Raw genomic sequence first — 17046 nt, 5'->3', positions numbered from 1 at the left:
AAAGATCCGGTCCCTGCTAGGCACGCGGGTGTGCCTGATCATAGACGGCTACCAGACGCTTCTTGGAAATGTGGGTGTAAATCTGCGTGGTCGTGATATCCGCGTGGCCCAGGAGTTCCTGAACTACCCGTAAGTCCGCCCCATTCTCCAACAGATGCGTCGCAAAAGAATGTCGCAGGGTATGGGGCGTGACATCCTTGGTAATGTCGGCCAGAGCTACATAGCGCTTGATCTTCTGCCAAATGGACTGACGCGACAATCCACCACCGTGGGCATTCAAGAACAGATAGGGACTGGTCCGCTGCTTTAACAGCAACGGGCGACTGTCGGTCAAGTAGCGCTGAATCCAATCAGTGGCCACATCACCAATCGGCACGATCCGTTCCTTGTCCCCTTTACCCAGGGTTTGAATCAACCCCATCTCCAGATGGAGGTCGCCGAACTTAAGGTGAACGAGTTCACTTACCCGCAATCCCGTCGCGTACATGACCTCGAGGATGGCACGGTCCCGAATCCCATACTTATTAGCCGTATCGGGAGCCGCCAACAACCGGTCCACCTCGGCAACGGTCAAGACTGCCGGCAAGTGTTCTGCGTGCTTAGGGGCCGCAATATTGGCCATGGGGCTCTCCGCCATCTGATGCGTCTGAACCAGGTAACGGTAGGCCTTCCGTAAGGCAGAGACCGCATGAATCACGGAATTACGCGACTTGCCACTCTTCGTCAACGTTTCCAGGTAAGCCATCACTTGGAGACGATCGACTTGTGTCAGCGACGTAACCTGTTGCGTCGTCAAGTAGCCAGCAAAGCCTCGCAACTCCTGGGCATAACTCGTGACCGAATTCTTAGCTAATCCCTGTTCTACCGTGAGATAGTGGGCAAAATCCGCAATCTGCGTTGCTAATTCGGTCATGGTGTCACCTCCTATTTCGTTGCTTGTTCGTCGTCCTTAACCAGCCAAAGCTGGCCGTCGTGTTGCGTAATTTTTCTAGCCTTTAGCAGATGACCAATGGCCCGTTTGAATTGCCCCTTACTGATCCCAAAGTATGCTTTGATAGCAGCGGGATCACTCTTGTCGCTAAAGTCCAGGTAACCCTCGCCACTGTGTTCCAACGCAGCGAGTAACATCGCAGCATCGTCGTCAATAGCTTCAAAGGTCCGGGGCCGCAATGACAAGTTTAGAGTCCCATCATCATGAACGCCAATAACTCGGGCGTGTAGTTCTTCACCCAAACGGGGTTCTGTTTCCCGTTCTGAGGGGTGAATGAAGCCTAATTCGTAGTGGTCGGTCATCACCCGAGTTCCCACGAGTTTTAGTTGATAAGCCCGGGCAACCACGTTAGAGTTCTGGAGCTTCTTCTTAGCCGGTTGACCGATGGCCTGGTAAATATCGCCATCAGCCAGCACACCCCAGAGCCGTTGCTTCTTATCTTCTCGCAACGCAATCAACAACCGGTCCCCCTGTTGTGGCCAAAGTTCCATCATTGCTGGGAGGTCATCCAAAGATACCACGATATCCTTGTTAGGTAAGCCAATATCAACAAAGACGCCCAACGTCCGTTGCGTCCGCACAACCGTCCCGAAACCATAGTGGTCGACTTGAACCTCGGGTGCGTCCCGAGTGATCTGCATGTCATGGTCTTCGTTTTCGTAAGCGAAGCCCTTGAAGTCAGCGCCCAGCTTAAGGGGCTTTTTGATCTCTGACTTGTCCAAGCGGAAGGTCGTCCCCGCCACCTGCACGTAATAATCTTTTTCGTTTTCATCGGTAACTTTACCCGCAACGATGCGGCCTAATAGTTCTTCCATAATCTCCTCAATTCTACTGGCGAGGCCAGTTTTCCGTTCAAAGTGTCTAATGCCTATTTTACACGGAAACGCCCCAACTAGCGACCTTTTCTCGCAAAATTCGTGGCAATCTTCTCGACTTGTGTGTCTCACAGGTCTTCAAAAGCACGAAAAAACGGACCCCCGACAGAGGGTCCGTTTTCATAACAGGTTTATCTCTTATTAAAGTGCGTTGGAAGCACCGTGGTAAACGATACCGCGACGTGAGTCAACAGTAATCAATTCGCCATCGGAGATCTTGTCGCTGGCACCAGTAGCCCCAACGATAACAGGAATCCCCATGGAAATCCCAACAACAGCAGCGTGAGAAGTCAACCCACCGTTTTCAACGATAACGGCACTAGACTTTTCGATAGCTGGCAAGTAGTCCTTGTCGGTGTTCTTGGCAATCAAGATACCACCTTCAACAACCTTGGCGTTGGCTTCAGCAGCGGTGTTGGCAATGATTGCCTTACCGATAACCGTGTCATCACCGACACCTTGACCTTGAACTAACTTTGAACCAATCAATTGGATCTTCATCAAGTTAGTCGTCCCGCGTTCGCCGACTGGCACGCCAGCGGTGATCAGGATTAAGTCGCCTTCCTTAGCTAAGCCCGTTTCAACGGCCTTGGCTGCGGCGAGATCGAACATTTCGTCAGTGTTAGCTGGCTTTTCGGTAACGATTGGGTAAACACCCCAGTTAACCATCAAGCCACGACGAGTCCGGTCATCAAAGGTAACAGCTAAGATATCAGCATTTGGCCGGTACTTAGAAATCATCTTGGCAGTGTAGCCACTTTCAGTAGCGGCAACGATCGTCTTAACGCCTAATTCGTTGGCAACACGTGCAACGGAAGCACCGATTGATTCGGTAACGTCACCGTTGTCGAAGTTCAAGTTGTCACGACCAAAGTCTGGTAAAGCATTTTCAGCCTTGATGTCGATCCGGTTCATAGTTGCAACGGCTTGTACTGGGTATTCACCGTTAGCACTTTCACCAGAAAGCATCGTTGCGTCAGTACCATCAAAGACGGCGTTGGCAACGTCAGAAGCTTCGGCACGCGTAGGACGTGGATTTTCTTGCATGGAGTCTAACATTTGGGTAGCCGTGATTACGGGCTTGCCTAAGATGTTACACTTCTTGATCAAAGCTTTTTGTACTAAAGGTACGTTTTCCGTAGGAATTTCGACACCCATGTCACCACGAGCAACCATCAATCCATCGGAAACCTTGATGATGTCATCAAAGTTGTTGATACCTTCTTGAGATTCAATCTTAGGGAAGATTTGCACGTGTTCCATGTGCTTTTCTTCAAGGAGTTCACGAATGTCCATAACATCTTGAGGCTTCCGTACGAAGGAAGCGGCGATGAAGTTGATTTCGTGGTCCAAACCAAAGCGAATGTCATCTGAGTCCTTTTCAGTGATCCCAGGTAAGTTAATGGAAACACCAGGGGCGTTAACACCCTTACGGGAACCTAAGATACCATCGTTTTGAACAGTGACAACTAATTCCTTAGTTGCGTCGTCCTTCTTGTCAACAACAGTGTCTAATAAACCGTCATCAAACAGTACGTGGCCACCTTCATGAACGTCATCGTAAAGACCTGGGTAAGTAACCGCGATCTTTTCGTTAGTTCCTTCAAGTGAGGCATCCATGGAGATCCGGAATTGGTCGCCAGTGTTAAATTGCAGCTTGCCACCCTTTTCAACGGTCGTCCGAATTTCGGCACCCTTGGTATCTAACATGATACCAACGGTCTTGCCAGTAATCTTTTCGGCTTGGTGAACTTTGTCCAAGCGACCTAAATGTTCTTCATGGTCACCATGTGAAAAGTTAAACCGGAAAATGTTGGCACCGGATTCGATTAACTTAACAATCGTATCGACGTCATTACTTGCAGGCCCAAGGGTACTTACGATCTTGGTTTTCTTCATTAGAAAAATCTCTCCTTTAGAATTGGCCCGATGGTTACTAATCTTTTAGAAAAATTAGCAGACCAAAAGTTTCGGCACAAATTTCATTACACCAATATTCTAGCACTTTTAATTTTTTCTGTCTGCTATGTTTATCGAATTTCGAGCCTTTTGTACATCTTTTCTCAAAGTAAGCGTTTTCTGCGAGCTGCCGGGCCGCAGGGCAATTAAAAACCTACTCGTTTGATAACGAGTAGGTTATAAAGGGGATAATTTTGTTTTTATTCTTGGACGCCGTCAGCCACTGGAATCGTGAAACCAAGTTCTGCGATATCAGCATCGAAAGTTTTCACCGTATCAACCGAGATTTGGAAAGCTGGTTTACCAAATTTATCTAACTTGTTCAAAATCTTTGGTGGCACGGTGATGATGTCACAACCAGTCTCATTGGCCTGGATAATGTTAATGGACTCCCGGGTGCTGGCCCACAACAGGTCAATGTTGGCCTTGGCATGGCATAAGTTGGCAGATTGTTTCATCAATGGTAATGGATCAACCCCACTGTCGGCTACCCGGCCAGCGAAGACAGAAACGATCCCGCCAACTTCTGGGTTCAAGGCATCTACAGCCCAACGAACTTCCTCTAAGGTGGTAATTGCCGTCACGTTCACGCGAACCCCGGCATCGGATAACTTAGAAATGACATCGGTATTGTCTTCACCAGTTGCCCGAATGATTGGGATTTTAACTGCGACGTGTTTCCCCAATGATGCCAATGTCTGAGCTTCGGCAAGCATCCGTTCCGGTGTGTTTCCAAAGACTTCGAAACTGATCGATTGGTCTGGGAAAGTTGCAACAGCTTCTTTGGCAAAGGCTAAGTAGTCGGTAATCCCGGCAGCCTTCATCAAGCTAGGGTTCGTCGTGAATCCTTCAACTAACCCCTTAGCAGCAACAGCTTTCATAGCAGATAATTCTGCCCCATCGGAAAAGACTTTGACGTTTAATTTCATTTTGTATATCCTCCCAAAATAGATTATCTCGTTCATTGGTATATATAATACCGAACTTGATAACAATAGTCCAGAAGTATTTTTCACAAAATTGGTCTATCCATTTCTCAAAACGACATTTTTCTCACCCATCAGGCTTACCAAACCCGTCATAACAGTCTTCTCATTTGAAAGCCATTGTTCATTAGGTAAGATTCTTTTCCGATCGGTCTGGGCCTGATAGATGATTACGGGGACTTTTCCGGGGTTAGATTTGATGAATTGGCCTAGTTGCTTAGCGATTGGTCGTTGGTCATGTTGCGCATCCACACGAATGTACCAACAAGGCCCGGCCGGTAACTTAGCTGGTTGGGTTGACTCGGTGACTGGTTGTTCCAACCGATCCACGACGATCTGTAGTCCCCGCTGTTGTTCAACCTTCCCGGTAACCAGAACCACCTGATTAGGGGCCAGCCACTCGCTGACAATCCGGTACTGGTTGGGAAAGACCGTCAAACTAATCTCACCGGTCTCATCACTCCCAGTCACAAAGGCCATCGGCTCCCCGCGTTTCGTGCGAATCGTCCGAATCTTGGTCACGTAGACAATCACTGTCACCCGCGAATTCACTGTCAAATCACTGATCGGCACCGCCTGCCGCTGGGCACCCAGGTGGCGATACTGCTCGACGGGATGACCCGATAGGTAGGCTCCGAGAACTTGTTCCTCATGCCCCAACTTGGTCATCAGGTCGAAGTCCGGTTGCCGTTTGACCTTGGGTGCCAGGGCCGCAAACAATTCGACATTATCTCCGGACAGCTCGACCGTACTCAGAAATTCCGGTAAGGCGGCGATCAACTCGGCTCGGTTATAGCCAAAGTGATCGAAGGCGCCCGCGTAAACCAACGCATCCAAGAGATCTTCTTTTCGGTACTTGGCCTCGATGCGTTCCAGAAATTGGTGCAGATCACGAAATGGTCCCTGCGCCTTACGATCGGCCAAGACCGCTCGCAAAAAGTCACGACGAACCCCTTTAATTGAACTCAATCCAAAGAGAATCGCTTGTTGTTGCAGACTAAAGTACGCCGCCGAATGATTAATGTCCGGTGGTAACACGGTAACACCATGACGCTTGGCCTCAGCCAGATAGAGCTTTGTCTTATCTGGCACGTTGATAACCGAATTCATCAAGGCCGCATAGAACGGCCCCGGATAGTGGGCCTTGAGATAGGCCAACTGAAAGGCTAACTTACTATACGCCACGGCATGTGACCGGTTGAACCCGTAGTTGGCGAAGCGATCCATGTAGGCAAAGACCTGCTGCGCGGTAGCCACGTCGTAGCCTAGCTTCTGCGCCCCCGCCACGAACTTCTTTTGCATGGCATCCATGGTGGCCTTCTTTTTCTTACTCATGGCTCGGCGAAGCAGATCGGCTTCCCCCAAGCTAAAGCCCCCCATAACCGCAGCGACCTGCATGACCTGTTCTTGATAGACCAAGACACCATAGGTTGGTCCTAGAATCGGCTTCAGGGCCGGCGCCGCGTACTGCACGGGTTCCTTACCGTCCTTACGGTTGATAAAGGTTTCAATATTTTCCATTGGCCCCGGCCGATAGAGTGCGTTGACCGCTGCCACCAATTCGAAGCTATCCGGCTTAAGCTGTCGTAGAACCCGCTTGATGCCGGCGGATTCAAATTGAAAGACCCCGTTGGTTTCCCCCTGAGCAAAGAGTGCCAGGGTCTCGCGATCATTGAGGTCAATCTGGTCAAGGTCAAAGACCCTTCCCGTCTGTTGCTTAACCAACGCCAATGCATTGGCCAAGATGCTCAGGTTCCGCAAGCCCAGCAAATCCATCTTCAGTAGGCCCACCGCCTCGACGGTATCCTTGGGGTATTGCGTCATAAGTAATTCTTCGGCCCCGGGTTGCAGGGGCACCACGTCGGTCAGAGGTCCCTGGCTCAATACGATCCCAGCAGCATGTGTGGAGTAATGCCGCGGTAGCCCCTCGACCTTGCAGGCCGTTTCAAATAATAGCCGATTCTCGGGACTGTCTGCGACTAAATTCTTCAATCGCTGGGATTGGTCATAGGCGGCGTGTAACGTGATGTGTAGCTGGTTAGGAATGGCCGCACTCCAGTCACTCATCTGATACGGCGCCATCCCCAGGGCCCGGCCCACGTCACGTAAGGCCGCCTTAGCCGCCAGCGTTCCGAAGGTAATGATCTGAGCCACCCGGGTATGCCCGTACTTTCCGTGGACATACTGGAGCACCTGTTCTCGACGGTCGTCCGGAATGTCCAAGTCAATATCGGGCATCTGCGCCCGTTCTTCATTTAAGAAACGTTCGAATAAGAGGTTATAGGCTAAGGGATCGACTTCCGTAATGGCCAGCACATAGGCCACCAGAGAGCCTGCCGCAGAGCCCCGACCTGGTCCCGTCTGAATATGGGCCCGGTGAGCGAAGTTCATGATGTCCCAAACAATCAGGAAGTAATCATCAAACCCCATCCGGTGAATAACCGAAAGTTCATGGTCTAATCGCTCCCGGTAAGGCTGGCCATCGGTGATGCCGTTAGCTTGTAACCGTCGCTGTAACCCCTGACCGCAGAGTGCCCGCAGGTAGTCCTGTGAGGGTTGTTGGTTGGGCGTCGGAAATTGCGGGAGCTGTGGCTGTTGAAACTTCAACGTGACCTCACAGTCGGCGGCTAAGGTAGCGGTCGCCATCGCTGCGGCCTCTAGACCCACCGCGGCAAACCGGGCCTGTTGTTCGGCAGCTGGTCGTAACCAGTGGGTGCCCAACGTGGCCTGCTCGGCAGGAATATCGGTAATCGTTGCCCCAGCGTCGATGGCGCGCAAGACCGTGACGGCGAAATGGTCATCTTGATTGAGGTACTCGACGGGAGATAGACCCATTAGCGGCATCCCCGTCGCCTGACTGAGTTGTTGTAAGGCTAACCGCGTCTCCTCACTCTGATCCGCACTAATCCCCAGTGAGACATTCTCCGGGGTAAAGAGGGTCTGTAAGCGGCCTAGCGCTTCACTAGCCGCCGTCCGATCCCCATTGGCCAACAGTCTGGGGGCCTCCCCATTCAGCGGCACAACGGCCTTTAAATGCGTCAGATTGGCGTGCTGCTGGGTCAGGTCAACCGGTGCCGCCGCCACTTGATAAGCCGTGGAGAGCTGCATGAGTTGCTGGTACCCCGTGAAGTCGCGTGCTAAAACCACCAGATCGGCCCCCGCCTCATCCCCGGCAATTTGAACCGTCAGGGTGAGTCCCAAGACAGGCTTAATTCCCGCCTGTTGACAGGCATTATAGAAGGCGACAACCCCGTACATAACATTTCTGTCGGTGATCGCTAGCGTCGTGTACCCCCGCTCCTTGGCCGTTTGGACCAATTCATTTATTCGATTGGTACTCTGTAACAGACTGTACGTACTGATGACCTGTAACGGGACAAACATGTTGGACGCTCCTCTCAAGAATTCTTTATCGCTATTATACCAGAAAATCGGAATCGATCCGTCACAGAAGAACGTACGTTCCAGTCTGAATTTTCCGCCAAAAAAGCGGGAGCGACCATGGTCGACCCCGCTAAAATACTTATTGTTTTAAGGGTGCATGCGTAAACGTTAACTGATCGGCTTGAACGGCAATGGTAATTAGACTCTTGGCCGGAATCTCTCCGCCAATGAGCGCCTTGGCCAGTGGCGTTTCCACGTGCGTGGTGATGAACCGTTGCAGTGGCCGGGCCCCGTATGCCGGCAGATAACCCTTCTCGGCAATCCACGCCTGAGCCTCCGGCGTAATGGTCAGATCCAACTGTTGTTCGTGCAACCGCGTTGCCAGATGACCAATCAACTTGACCACGATCTGTTGAACATCCGCTAAGGTCAGTGGCGTAAACATAATCGTCTCGTCAATTCGATTCAGAAATTCTGGCCGGAAGTGCGTTTGTAAGAGCTGAGCGACCTGCTTTTGAGCCTCAGGTTTCAACTGCCCTTGATCATCGGTTCCCTGCAACAGAATATCCGATCCCAAGTTAGACGTCATGATAAGAATCGTGTTCTTAAAGTCCACGGTCCGCCCTTGGCTATCTGTCAGGCGCCCATCGTCTAAGACCTGCAGTAACAGGTTGAAAACATCTGGATGGGCCTTTTCCACTTCGTCAAATAAAACGATAGTGTACGGATTACGCCGGACGGCCTCGGTTAATTGGCCTCCTTGTTCGTAACCCACGTAGCCGGGTGCGGCCCCGACTAACCGAGAAACCGATTCCTTTTCCATATACTCACTCATGTCGATTCGCACCATGTGGTCTTCACTGTCGAAGAGGTTTTCCGCCAAGGCCTTGGCAAGTTCGGTCTTCCCAACCCCGGTTGGTCCCAAGAAGAGAAACGATCCTAAGGGCTTCGTGGGATCCTGCAGACCGGCTCGTGAACGCAAGACGGCATCGGCTACCGCCGTCACTGCTTGATCCTGCCCGACAACTCGATCGTGTAACCGATCGGCTAGCTTCAACAGTTTCTCCCGTTCACCCTGGACCAACTTGGTGACGGGAATCCCCGTCATACGGCTAACTACGGCTGCAATTTCATTTTCAGTAACCGATTCGGAAACCAACCAATCCTGCTGTTGGTCGGCCTGTTCCAGATCTGCCAGTTCTTTTTGCAAACGGGGAATTGTACCGTGCTGAAGTTCGGCGGCTTTATTCAGGTCGTAGGCGGATTCAGCGTTGGCTAAGTCACGTTTGGCGCGATCCAGCTCCTGTTTCTTGTCCCCGAGGCCCTTAATAGCCGTCTTTTCTTGCGTCCAGCGAGCCCCGAGTCGATCCACCTTTTCCTTGGTATCGGCCAGTTCCTTTTGGAGTTCCGCCAAGCGCTTCTTGGAGGCGTCATCGGTTTCCTGTTTCAACGCCGTCTGTTCAACTTGCATCCGCATCAGTGAACGCCGGGCCTGATCCAATTCCGTTGGTGCCGAGTTCATTTCCACGCGAATCGACGCCGAAGCCTCGTCAACTAGGTCAATCGCCTTGTCTGGCAGGAAACGATCGGTCAGATAGCGATCGGATAATTTAGCCGCCGCAATCAGGGCATTATCGTGAATCCGCACGCCGTGGTGAATTTCAAACCGTTCGCGCAGTCCCCGTAAGATGGTAATGGTGTCCTCCAGACTCGGTTCCGCCACGACGACCCGTTGGAACCGCCGCGCCAAAGCCTTATCCTTTTCCATATACTGGCGATATTCGTCCAACGTGGTCGCCCCAATCAGATGAAGCTCACCCCGGGCTAACATTGGCTTCAAGATATTACCGGCATCCATACTGCCTTCGGCCTTGCCAGCCCCGACAATGTTGTGAATTTCATCAATAAACATGATGATTTGACCGTCACTCTTGGTGACTTCCTTTAAGACGGCCTTCAACCGTTCTTCAAATTCACCCCGGTACTTGGCCCCAGCAATTAACGACCCCATATCCAGGGAGAAGATCGTCTTATCCTTTAAGTTATCGGGAACATCCCCCCGAACAATTCGCTGGGCCAGGCCCTCGACGATCGCGGTCTTCCCGACCCCGGGTTCTCCAATTAGAACCGGGTTATTCTTGGTCTTTCGCGATAAAATACGAATGACCGAAAGAATCTCATCATCCCGGCCGATGATTGGATCGATCTTGCCACTACGCATGGCCTTAACGAGGTTGATCCCGTATTTTTCGAGAGCCTTGTATTGGTCCTCCTGATTCTTCGAGGTAACGCGTTCACCGTTACGAAGCTTGTCCACGGCTTGGCGCATCTTCTTTTCGGTAATCCCGACTTGTTTCAAATAATCTGTCAGGCTATCTCCATTCAACTGGGTAACCGCGATGAGCACGGTGTCGACCGCCATGAAGTCATCATGATAGGCCTCGCGAATGCTATCGGCCTTCTGTAGCAGATCGGTTAGATTCCGTGAGAACTCCTGGCCGTACTGCACACCACTGCCACTCACGGTACTGATACTGTCGAGTTCCCGATCCAATTCACCATCCAGAGCCGTCACATCAGCCCCGGCATCCTCGAAGAGCTGCCGACCGAGTTCCCCCGGTTGGACTAAAAACTTAAACAGGTGGGCAACCGTGACCGCCTGGTGCTTACGAGTCATCGCAATTCGTTGGGCCTCCGCCAAGGCATCGGTGAGGGCCTGCGTCATTTTTTCTGGGTTCATCTAAACATCCTCCTCAAGGTTTCATTGGTTTTTCAGGGTCTAAAAAAGAGGTAACCCTTAGGTCAACCTCCATTTTCACTCATATTTTAACCGATCCGCAGCCAAAATCAAAATAATTTGACCAATTTTGACTAAATCGATTTAAGCTTTATTTTCAGTCAGTTCAGCGATCTTGATAATCACATCAGTGGCCTTTTCCATGGTCTGTTCGGAGACATACTCGAAGCGCCCGTGCATGTTTTCCCCACCGGCGAAGAGGTTTGGTGTTGGCAAGCCCATGAAGGAAATCTTAGACCCATCGGTCCCACCACGAACTGGGAAGATCAGTGGTTTGATATCGAGGTCTTCCAAGGCTTCCTTAGCCAGGTCGACAACCGTCATGTCCTTTTCAATCACTTCACGCATGTTGTAGTACTGGTCCTTAATGGTCACCTGAACCCGTTGCGAGCCATACTGCTTGTTCAACTGATCAGCCACGCCCTGGAAGAGCTTCTTCCGGTCTTCAAAGACTTGACGGTCGTGGTCGCGAATGATGTAGCTCAGGTGAGCAGAATCCACGGTCCCTGTCATGCTGTACAAGTGGAAGAACCCTTCACGGCCTTCGGTGTTTTCTGGCCGGTCGTGTTCTGGCAAGGCAGCATGGAAGTCCATGGCTACTTGCGACGCGTTGACCATGACGCCCTTGGCCTCGGCTGGGTGCACGTTGGTCCCGGTAATTTCAACCTGGGCATCCGCGGCATTAAAGGTTTCATATTCCAATTGACCGAGTGGCCCACCATCGACGGTATAGGCGATGTCGGCCCCAAAATCCTTGACGTCAAAGTGGTCAGCCCCAGTCCCGATTTCTTCATCGGGTCCCAAGCCAATCTCAATTTCGCCGTGCTTGATCTCTGGGTGAGCCAACAGGTATTCGGCAGCAGCCATGATTTCGGCAACCCCGGACTTGTCGTCGGCCCCTAACAGCGTACTGCCATCGGTGGTAATCAACGTGTGCCCCTTGTAGTTCTTCAAGTTGGGGAAGACGGCTGGATCCAGGGTGTATTTGCCTGCAGCATCCAACTTGATGACGGAATGGCCGTCGTAGTTTTCAACGAACTTAGGCGTAATATTTTCGCTATTAAAGTCCGCCGTGTCAAAGTGGGAAATGAAGCCCAACTTCTGAACGGTCTTGTCAGTATTGGCTGGCAACGTGGCAAAAACGTAGCTTGACTGTGGATTAATGTGCACGTTCTTCAAGCCGATTGCCTTAAGGTCGGTTACTAAGCCCTTAGCGAATTCAGTCAGACGTGGATCGGAAGGAACCGTCGTCGACTCCGGATTAGACCGGGTATTAATCTTAACGTACTTCAGAAAGCGGGGAATCAAATTTTCATACTTTGCCAAAATAAATCACTCCTCAGTTAAGTTAATCAACAAATTAAGTGTACCTGTTTTTGAAATTAAAGAAAAGTAAAGGGATCGGTATTCAACCCGGAGGTTTCCACCGTAATTGGCCAGTCATTTTCCTGAGCCCACCGCTTGAATAATGTGGTCAATTGGGCCTTGCAGATGCTCTCAATGTGGTGACCGGGGTCGATCACACTGAGGCCATGGGCCAACATGTCATGCCCGGTATGGTAGGATACATCCCCCGTCACGTACACGTCGGCACCCTGCGCTAATGCCTCAGAATAGAATTGACTGCCACTGCCTCCCAGCACGGCAACGCGCTTCACGGGGGCATTAGGGGTCTGACTAATCAGCCGCAGACCCGCAATGTTAAAGATCTCTTTGCAACGAAAGGCAAAGTCTAGGACGGTCGTTGGTTCTGGTAAGTTACCAATCCGACCCATCATAACCGCCGGTGTCGCACCACGACCATTGCTGGGAACCAAGCCTGTGGTGTCTTCCAGACCTAGGGCTGCGGCTAGCCAGTCATTCATCCCACCGGGCGCACTGTCCAGGTTCGTGTGGGCCCCGTACACCGTGATGTGGTGCTGTAACAGGGTCGCATACATCTGATTCTGTGGGTCGGCCAAGTCAAGGTTCTTAGCCGGATGAAACATCATCGGATGGTGGGCAAAGATGAAATCGGCGTTAAAGGCAATGGCTTCGGCCACAATCTCTGGTCGCACATCGAGCGTCACTAAAACCTTGTGGACTGGGGCATCCAGGCTTCCCAGCTGTAACCCAACGGGATCACCCGGTTCGGCCCAAGTCTGGGGCGCAAATTGTTCAAATCGTTCGACTAAATCACGCACTAACACGGTGTAAAACCTCCTCAATCTCTTGAATCTCGGCTGTCAATTCGGCAACCTTGTCCTCTGGAACCACCGCAGCTTGTTGCACCTGCTTGAGGACCGCTTCTGTCCGCACCAGTTCACGTTGCCATTTCGCGATAAAGATTGTTGAATGCTCCCGTAACAGGTACGGCCCAAAACGCAAGTCTTCATCGTTATAGATGACTGGCTGTTCAGCCCGATCGGCAACCAAGACTTCATAGGTGTGGCCATCTTCGGCCAAGATTTCTTCGGTCACCAGTTGGAAACCGTGGGTCATCAGGAATCGACGAACCACCATTTCACCCACGTTAGGTTGAAGAATCAACCGGTTAACGCCAGCCAACCGATCGAAGTCTTGGGTCAGGATCTGGGTAATCAGGGTCCCCCCCATCCCCGCAATCACAACCGTATCGATCTGATCGGCCGGTTCAATGGCCTTTAAACCATTGGCCAGGCGGGCTGTCAGTCGGTCGGTTAAGCCCTCGCGTTGAATCTCGTGAGCGGCATTTTCAAAGGGACCGCGGACGACCTCACCGGCAACACCGCCAGCAATCAGGCCGCGTTTTAAGAGGTTCACTGGGAGATAGGCATGATCGGTGCCAATATCGGCTAGTCGGCTCCCCTTTGGCACATAGCTAGCAACGGTCGCCAGTCGATTTGATAAGTGGTCTGCATCCATTTTCTACGCTTCCTTTCGCATTTAAACTCTCATTACTCCTAGTATAAGCTAGTCACTGGCTCTTGAATACCCCACAAATCAAAACATATGTTCGCCTCGAGTAGAAAAAAAGTGCGTGGCCCACGCCACACACTTTTTTAAGCTTTCAGAAATTAATGACCACTTCTCGTTTGAGGTTCTGCCGGCTGATCGTCAGTCGGGGTTGGCCCCATCTTAGAATACGGGTACGGATACGTAATCTTCATAACGGCTGGCATCACGATTGGTAAGAGGATAACCAACAGGATAATCCCGATGATTACGGCTAACGCAATCTGAATCAGCGTCATGACACCGGATGGCATCAAGGCCGCGAAGGTCCCACTTAAGATGACCCCAGCGGAGATGACCACCGTCCCAATAACTGTGGCCCCTGTAACATCTTGTCACTGGTGGCACCCGGTTCGTGGAGGTATTCACGGTACTTACGCATCAGGAAGATCGAGTAATCCACCCCAAGAGAAACCAGCATCACGAACGTAAAGAACGGCGTGTTCCACGTCAACATGTTGGTCCCCAGAACGGGATCGACTAACCAGTGCACGATGGTTAAGGCCCCGGAGTAAGCCACCAACAGGATTCCTTCGATCACGATTGGTTGAACCAGCGAGTGCGTCACAACCATCAAGGCCACGAAGATTCCGGCTAACATGATAATAACAGTCCGCGTGAAATCACTGGAGGCCATAGCATTAATATCGTTAGTCTGTGAGGTATTCCCACCAAAGGCCACCTTAGCCTTACCCAGGCTGGTTCCCTTCAGTGTCCCGTTAACAACCTTTTCCAGCTTAGGCAACCGGGCCATAGCAGCGGCGGAACTGGGATCGTCATCGAGAACAACCGTCAGCTTCGTCAACTTCTTATTTGGCGAAACGTAGGTGTCTAAGGCTGGCTTAAAGTCACTACCGTGAAGTTGCTTGGTTGGAATGTAGAAGGTTTCGGCAGCCGCCGACTTCTGCAAGCCCTTCAGGTAAGAGTTGGCTGTACCAACCCCACTGGAAACCTGCGTTAACCCACCGGTGGCGGAAGTTAAGCCCTTCCGCAAAGCGGTTAACTGCTTACTCATTGCGGCTAACTTTTCTGCCATCGTTTGGTTCCCGGCAGCGACTTGACTCGCCCCGGAGACCAACGTTGGCATCTTGCCGTTGATGCTAAACATCGCCCCGGAAAGTTGACCCGTAGCACTGGCCAATTGCGCCGACTGTGAACTAGCGGCACTCAAGGCTGTGGCGGCTCCCGGTAATGCAACCCCGGACTTCTGAGCCAAAGTGGCCACGGCCGTCTGAAGTTGCCCCGTTGAACTCTGGAGGGATTCGAGCTGTGAACCAACACTCTTGGTTGAAGCCCCGATTGCAGTCGCATCTCCACCAATGCTGGTTAAGGCACTTGTCAGCGTCGATTGTAACTTACTTTGAGCAGCACTCTGTTGTTTCAGAACGCCCGCTAAGACGCCCTGTTGCTTGGCACTCAGTGGCGCGCCACTTTGGGCAAAGGCCTGAGCAACCGTTGCGGCATCGATCTGTGGCAGACTCTTCATTTCGCTCTGAACCGTTCCGATCTGTGAGCCGATGTCGGTGGCTTTGGCCCCAATATTGGTCAGAGACGACTTGATGCCACTGGTGTTAGTGCTACTGTTTTGAATTTGAGAGTTTAATTCTTGGATCGCCGCATTTAATTGTGGCAAGGCAGTTTCCAGTTGGGCCAATTGCGCCGCCTGCTTGCCGCCAGAAGCGGAGGAGACTTGGCTGTTTAGTGTGTTCATCCCCGTGGAAACCTGGCTGAGCGCTGATTGTAGTTGACTCGTGCCGGCACTGACCTGCTGAGCCCCATTAGCCAGCTTGTTCGCGTCGCTAACGGCCCCGGAAACGTTTTGGCTGCTCAGTTGGCTATTAGCGGATTTGAGGCCTTTATTGACCTTATTAACCCCTTGTTGGGCCTGCGCTAAGCCAGACGTCACGGAACTCATTTGATTCCGGACATAGAGCTTCTTGATGGCCTTCCCACCTGGTTGGGTGACGGAAGCCACGGTCTTGACCCCATCGGAAGCTTGGAGTTGCTTCGTCAAACGGTCAATCAACAATAAGGATTTTTCATTATCTAACTTGTGATCACTTTGAATATAAATAGTCGTTGGTTCAGCAGTCCCCTTGGAGAAATGCTGTTGAACGATCTTGAACCCTTGCTTGGCAGGAACATTGTCCCCAATTTCTACCAAGTTATCATAGTCCAACGTCCCGTGAGACGTCAGGGCTAGTGGCACAAAGATTAAGCCGGTCACGATTAACGTGAGGACCGGCCGAATCATGGCGTGTTTGGCCATACCGTGCCAGAGCTTACTATCACCTTCACCTTGGAACTTCTTCACGGGCCAGAACATGTGGGGACCACAGATCGCCATGAAGAATGGGTTTAACGTCAGGAGTACGGCCAGTAAGACCACAACCCCAACGGCAATCCCAACGGCTGACTTGTAGAGTGAGAAGTTGGCAAAACCCAACACACTCATCCCAATCAGGACGGATAGGCCGGAATACAGCACGGTTCGTCCACCAATCTTGATGGCTTCCTTGGTTGCCGTATAGCGGTCTTTCCCATTGGCCAGCCGCTCTCGGAACTCGTTATATAGGAGGATGTTATAGTCGGTCCCAATCCCGAAGAGCACGATGACGATAAAGACTTCCGTAAAGTTGGAGAATGGGAAGTTAAACCGATCGACCAGATTGGCCACGACAGAGATTGATGTGATGACGGATACCGCCACCGTCAGTAAGGAGAAGAGTGGCGTAACGGGTGACCGGAAGACTAACCAGAGCACCAAGAAAATAAAGATGGCGGCAATGACTTCGGTCTTTTGCACCCCAGCCTGCGTGGCGTCGGAGAAGTCTTGGTTTAAGACATCTGCCCCGGTCACGTAGGTCTTCACGCCACTCGTCTTCGCTAACGACGTGATGTCAGAACGAATCTGGGTGACGGAATGACTGTTGGACTTGTGGACGTTTAGTTGGAGTAGCTGCGTACTCTTGTCCTTAGAAATCAACTGTGAAGCCGCCGTAGAACTATCACTGGCCGCAGTGATTGACCGGATTTCATACTTGTTCTCATTATCTTTGATCCGGTTAATCGTCTTGTCGA

At 51.5% G+C, this 17046-nt stretch carries 11 protein-coding genes; all 11 read right to left on the bottom strand.

What is annotated here, in order from left to right:
• Window positions 1-16: 16 nt before the first annotated feature.
• On the bottom strand, window positions 17-913 hold the full coding sequence (gene xerD, locus EKM70_RS04715; protein ID WP_125545736.1) for a site-specific tyrosine recombinase XerD: 897 nt from the start codon (window positions 911-913) through the stop codon (window positions 17-19).
• 11 nt (window positions 914-924) lie between these two features.
• On the bottom strand, window positions 925-1806 hold the full coding sequence (locus EKM70_RS04710; protein WP_125545734.1) for a CvfB family protein: 882 nt from the start codon (window positions 1804-1806) through the stop codon (window positions 925-927).
• Between the two features lie 201 nt (window positions 1807-2007).
• On the bottom strand, window positions 2008-3765 hold the full coding sequence (pyk, locus tag EKM70_RS04705; protein WP_125545732.1) for a pyruvate kinase: 1758 nt from the start codon (window positions 3763-3765) through the stop codon (window positions 2008-2010).
• Between the two features lie 260 nt (window positions 3766-4025).
• The gene (locus EKM70_RS04700; protein WP_125545730.1) at window positions 4026-4754 is read right to left on the bottom strand and encodes a transaldolase; all 729 of its coding nucleotides are present in this window, start codon (window positions 4752-4754) and stop codon (window positions 4026-4028) included.
• A gap of 96 nt (window positions 4755-4850) precedes the next feature.
• Complete coding sequence (gene dnaE, locus EKM70_RS04695; protein ID WP_125545728.1) at window positions 4851-8195, bottom strand: DNA polymerase III subunit alpha; 3345 nt, start codon at window positions 8193-8195, stop codon at window positions 4851-4853.
• Between the two features lie 139 nt (window positions 8196-8334).
• Entirely contained in the window at window positions 8335-10935 is a 2601-nt protein-coding gene (clpB, locus tag EKM70_RS04690; protein WP_125545726.1) for an ATP-dependent chaperone ClpB, read from the bottom strand.
• 141 nt (window positions 10936-11076) lie between these two features.
• Window positions 11077-12318, bottom strand: a complete 1242-nt coding sequence (pepT, locus tag EKM70_RS04685; protein WP_125545724.1) for a peptidase T — start codon at window positions 12316-12318, stop codon at window positions 11077-11079.
• A 56-nt stretch (window positions 12319-12374) separates the two neighbouring features.
• Window positions 12375-13181: a Nif3-like dinuclear metal center hexameric protein gene (locus tag EKM70_RS04680; protein ID WP_125545722.1), complete on the bottom strand. Its 807-nt coding sequence runs from the start codon at window positions 13179-13181 to the stop codon at window positions 12375-12377.
• Window positions 13168-13875: a tRNA (adenine(22)-N(1))-methyltransferase gene (locus tag EKM70_RS04675; RefSeq protein ID WP_125545720.1), complete on the bottom strand. Its 708-nt coding sequence runs from the start codon at window positions 13873-13875 to the stop codon at window positions 13168-13170. The genes EKM70_RS04680 and EKM70_RS04675 overlap by 14 nt, the downstream gene beginning before the upstream one ends.
• 152 nt (window positions 13876-14027) lie before the next feature.
• On the bottom strand, window positions 14028-14267 hold the full coding sequence (locus EKM70_RS11490) for a hypothetical protein (protein WP_225416378.1): 240 nt from the start codon (window positions 14265-14267) through the stop codon (window positions 14028-14030).
• Entirely contained in the window at window positions 14240-16990 is a 2751-nt protein-coding gene (locus tag EKM70_RS04670) for an MMPL family transporter (protein WP_225416382.1), read from the bottom strand. Before EKM70_RS04670 ends, EKM70_RS11490 begins: the two co-directional genes overlap by 28 nt.
• Window positions 16991-17046: the final 56 nt, after the last annotated feature.

This window comes from Levilactobacillus lindianensis (assembly GCF_003946095.1).
GTDB lineage: Bacteria > Bacillota > Bacilli > Lactobacillales > Lactobacillaceae > Levilactobacillus > Levilactobacillus lindianensis.
Note: the sequence above shows the minus strand (reverse complement) of the source record. Positions and strands in the feature narration are given on the sequence as shown.

Coding starts and splice junctions, on each gene's coding strand:
- xerD (WP_125545736.1), bottom strand. CDS start 913: ATGACCGAATTAGCAACGCAGATTGCGGATTTTGCCCACTATCTCACG.
- EKM70_RS04710 (WP_125545734.1), bottom strand. CDS start 1,806: ATGGAAGAACTATTAGGCCGCATCGTTGCGGGTAAAGTTACCGATGAA.
- pyk (WP_125545732.1), bottom strand. CDS start 3,765: ATGAAGAAAACCAAGATCGTAAGTACCCTTGGGCCTGCAAGTAATGAC.
- EKM70_RS04700 (WP_125545730.1), bottom strand. CDS start 4,754: ATGAAATTAAACGTCAAAGTCTTTTCCGATGGGGCAGAATTATCTGCT.
- dnaE (WP_125545728.1), bottom strand. CDS start 8,195: ATGTTTGTCCCGTTACAGGTCATCAGTACGTACAGTCTGTTACAGAGT.
- clpB (WP_125545726.1), bottom strand. CDS start 10,935: ATGAACCCAGAAAAAATGACGCAGGCCCTCACCGATGCCTTGGCGGAG.
- EKM70_RS04675 (WP_125545720.1), bottom strand. CDS start 13,875: ATGGATGCAGACCACTTATCAAATCGACTGGCGACCGTTGCTAGCTAT.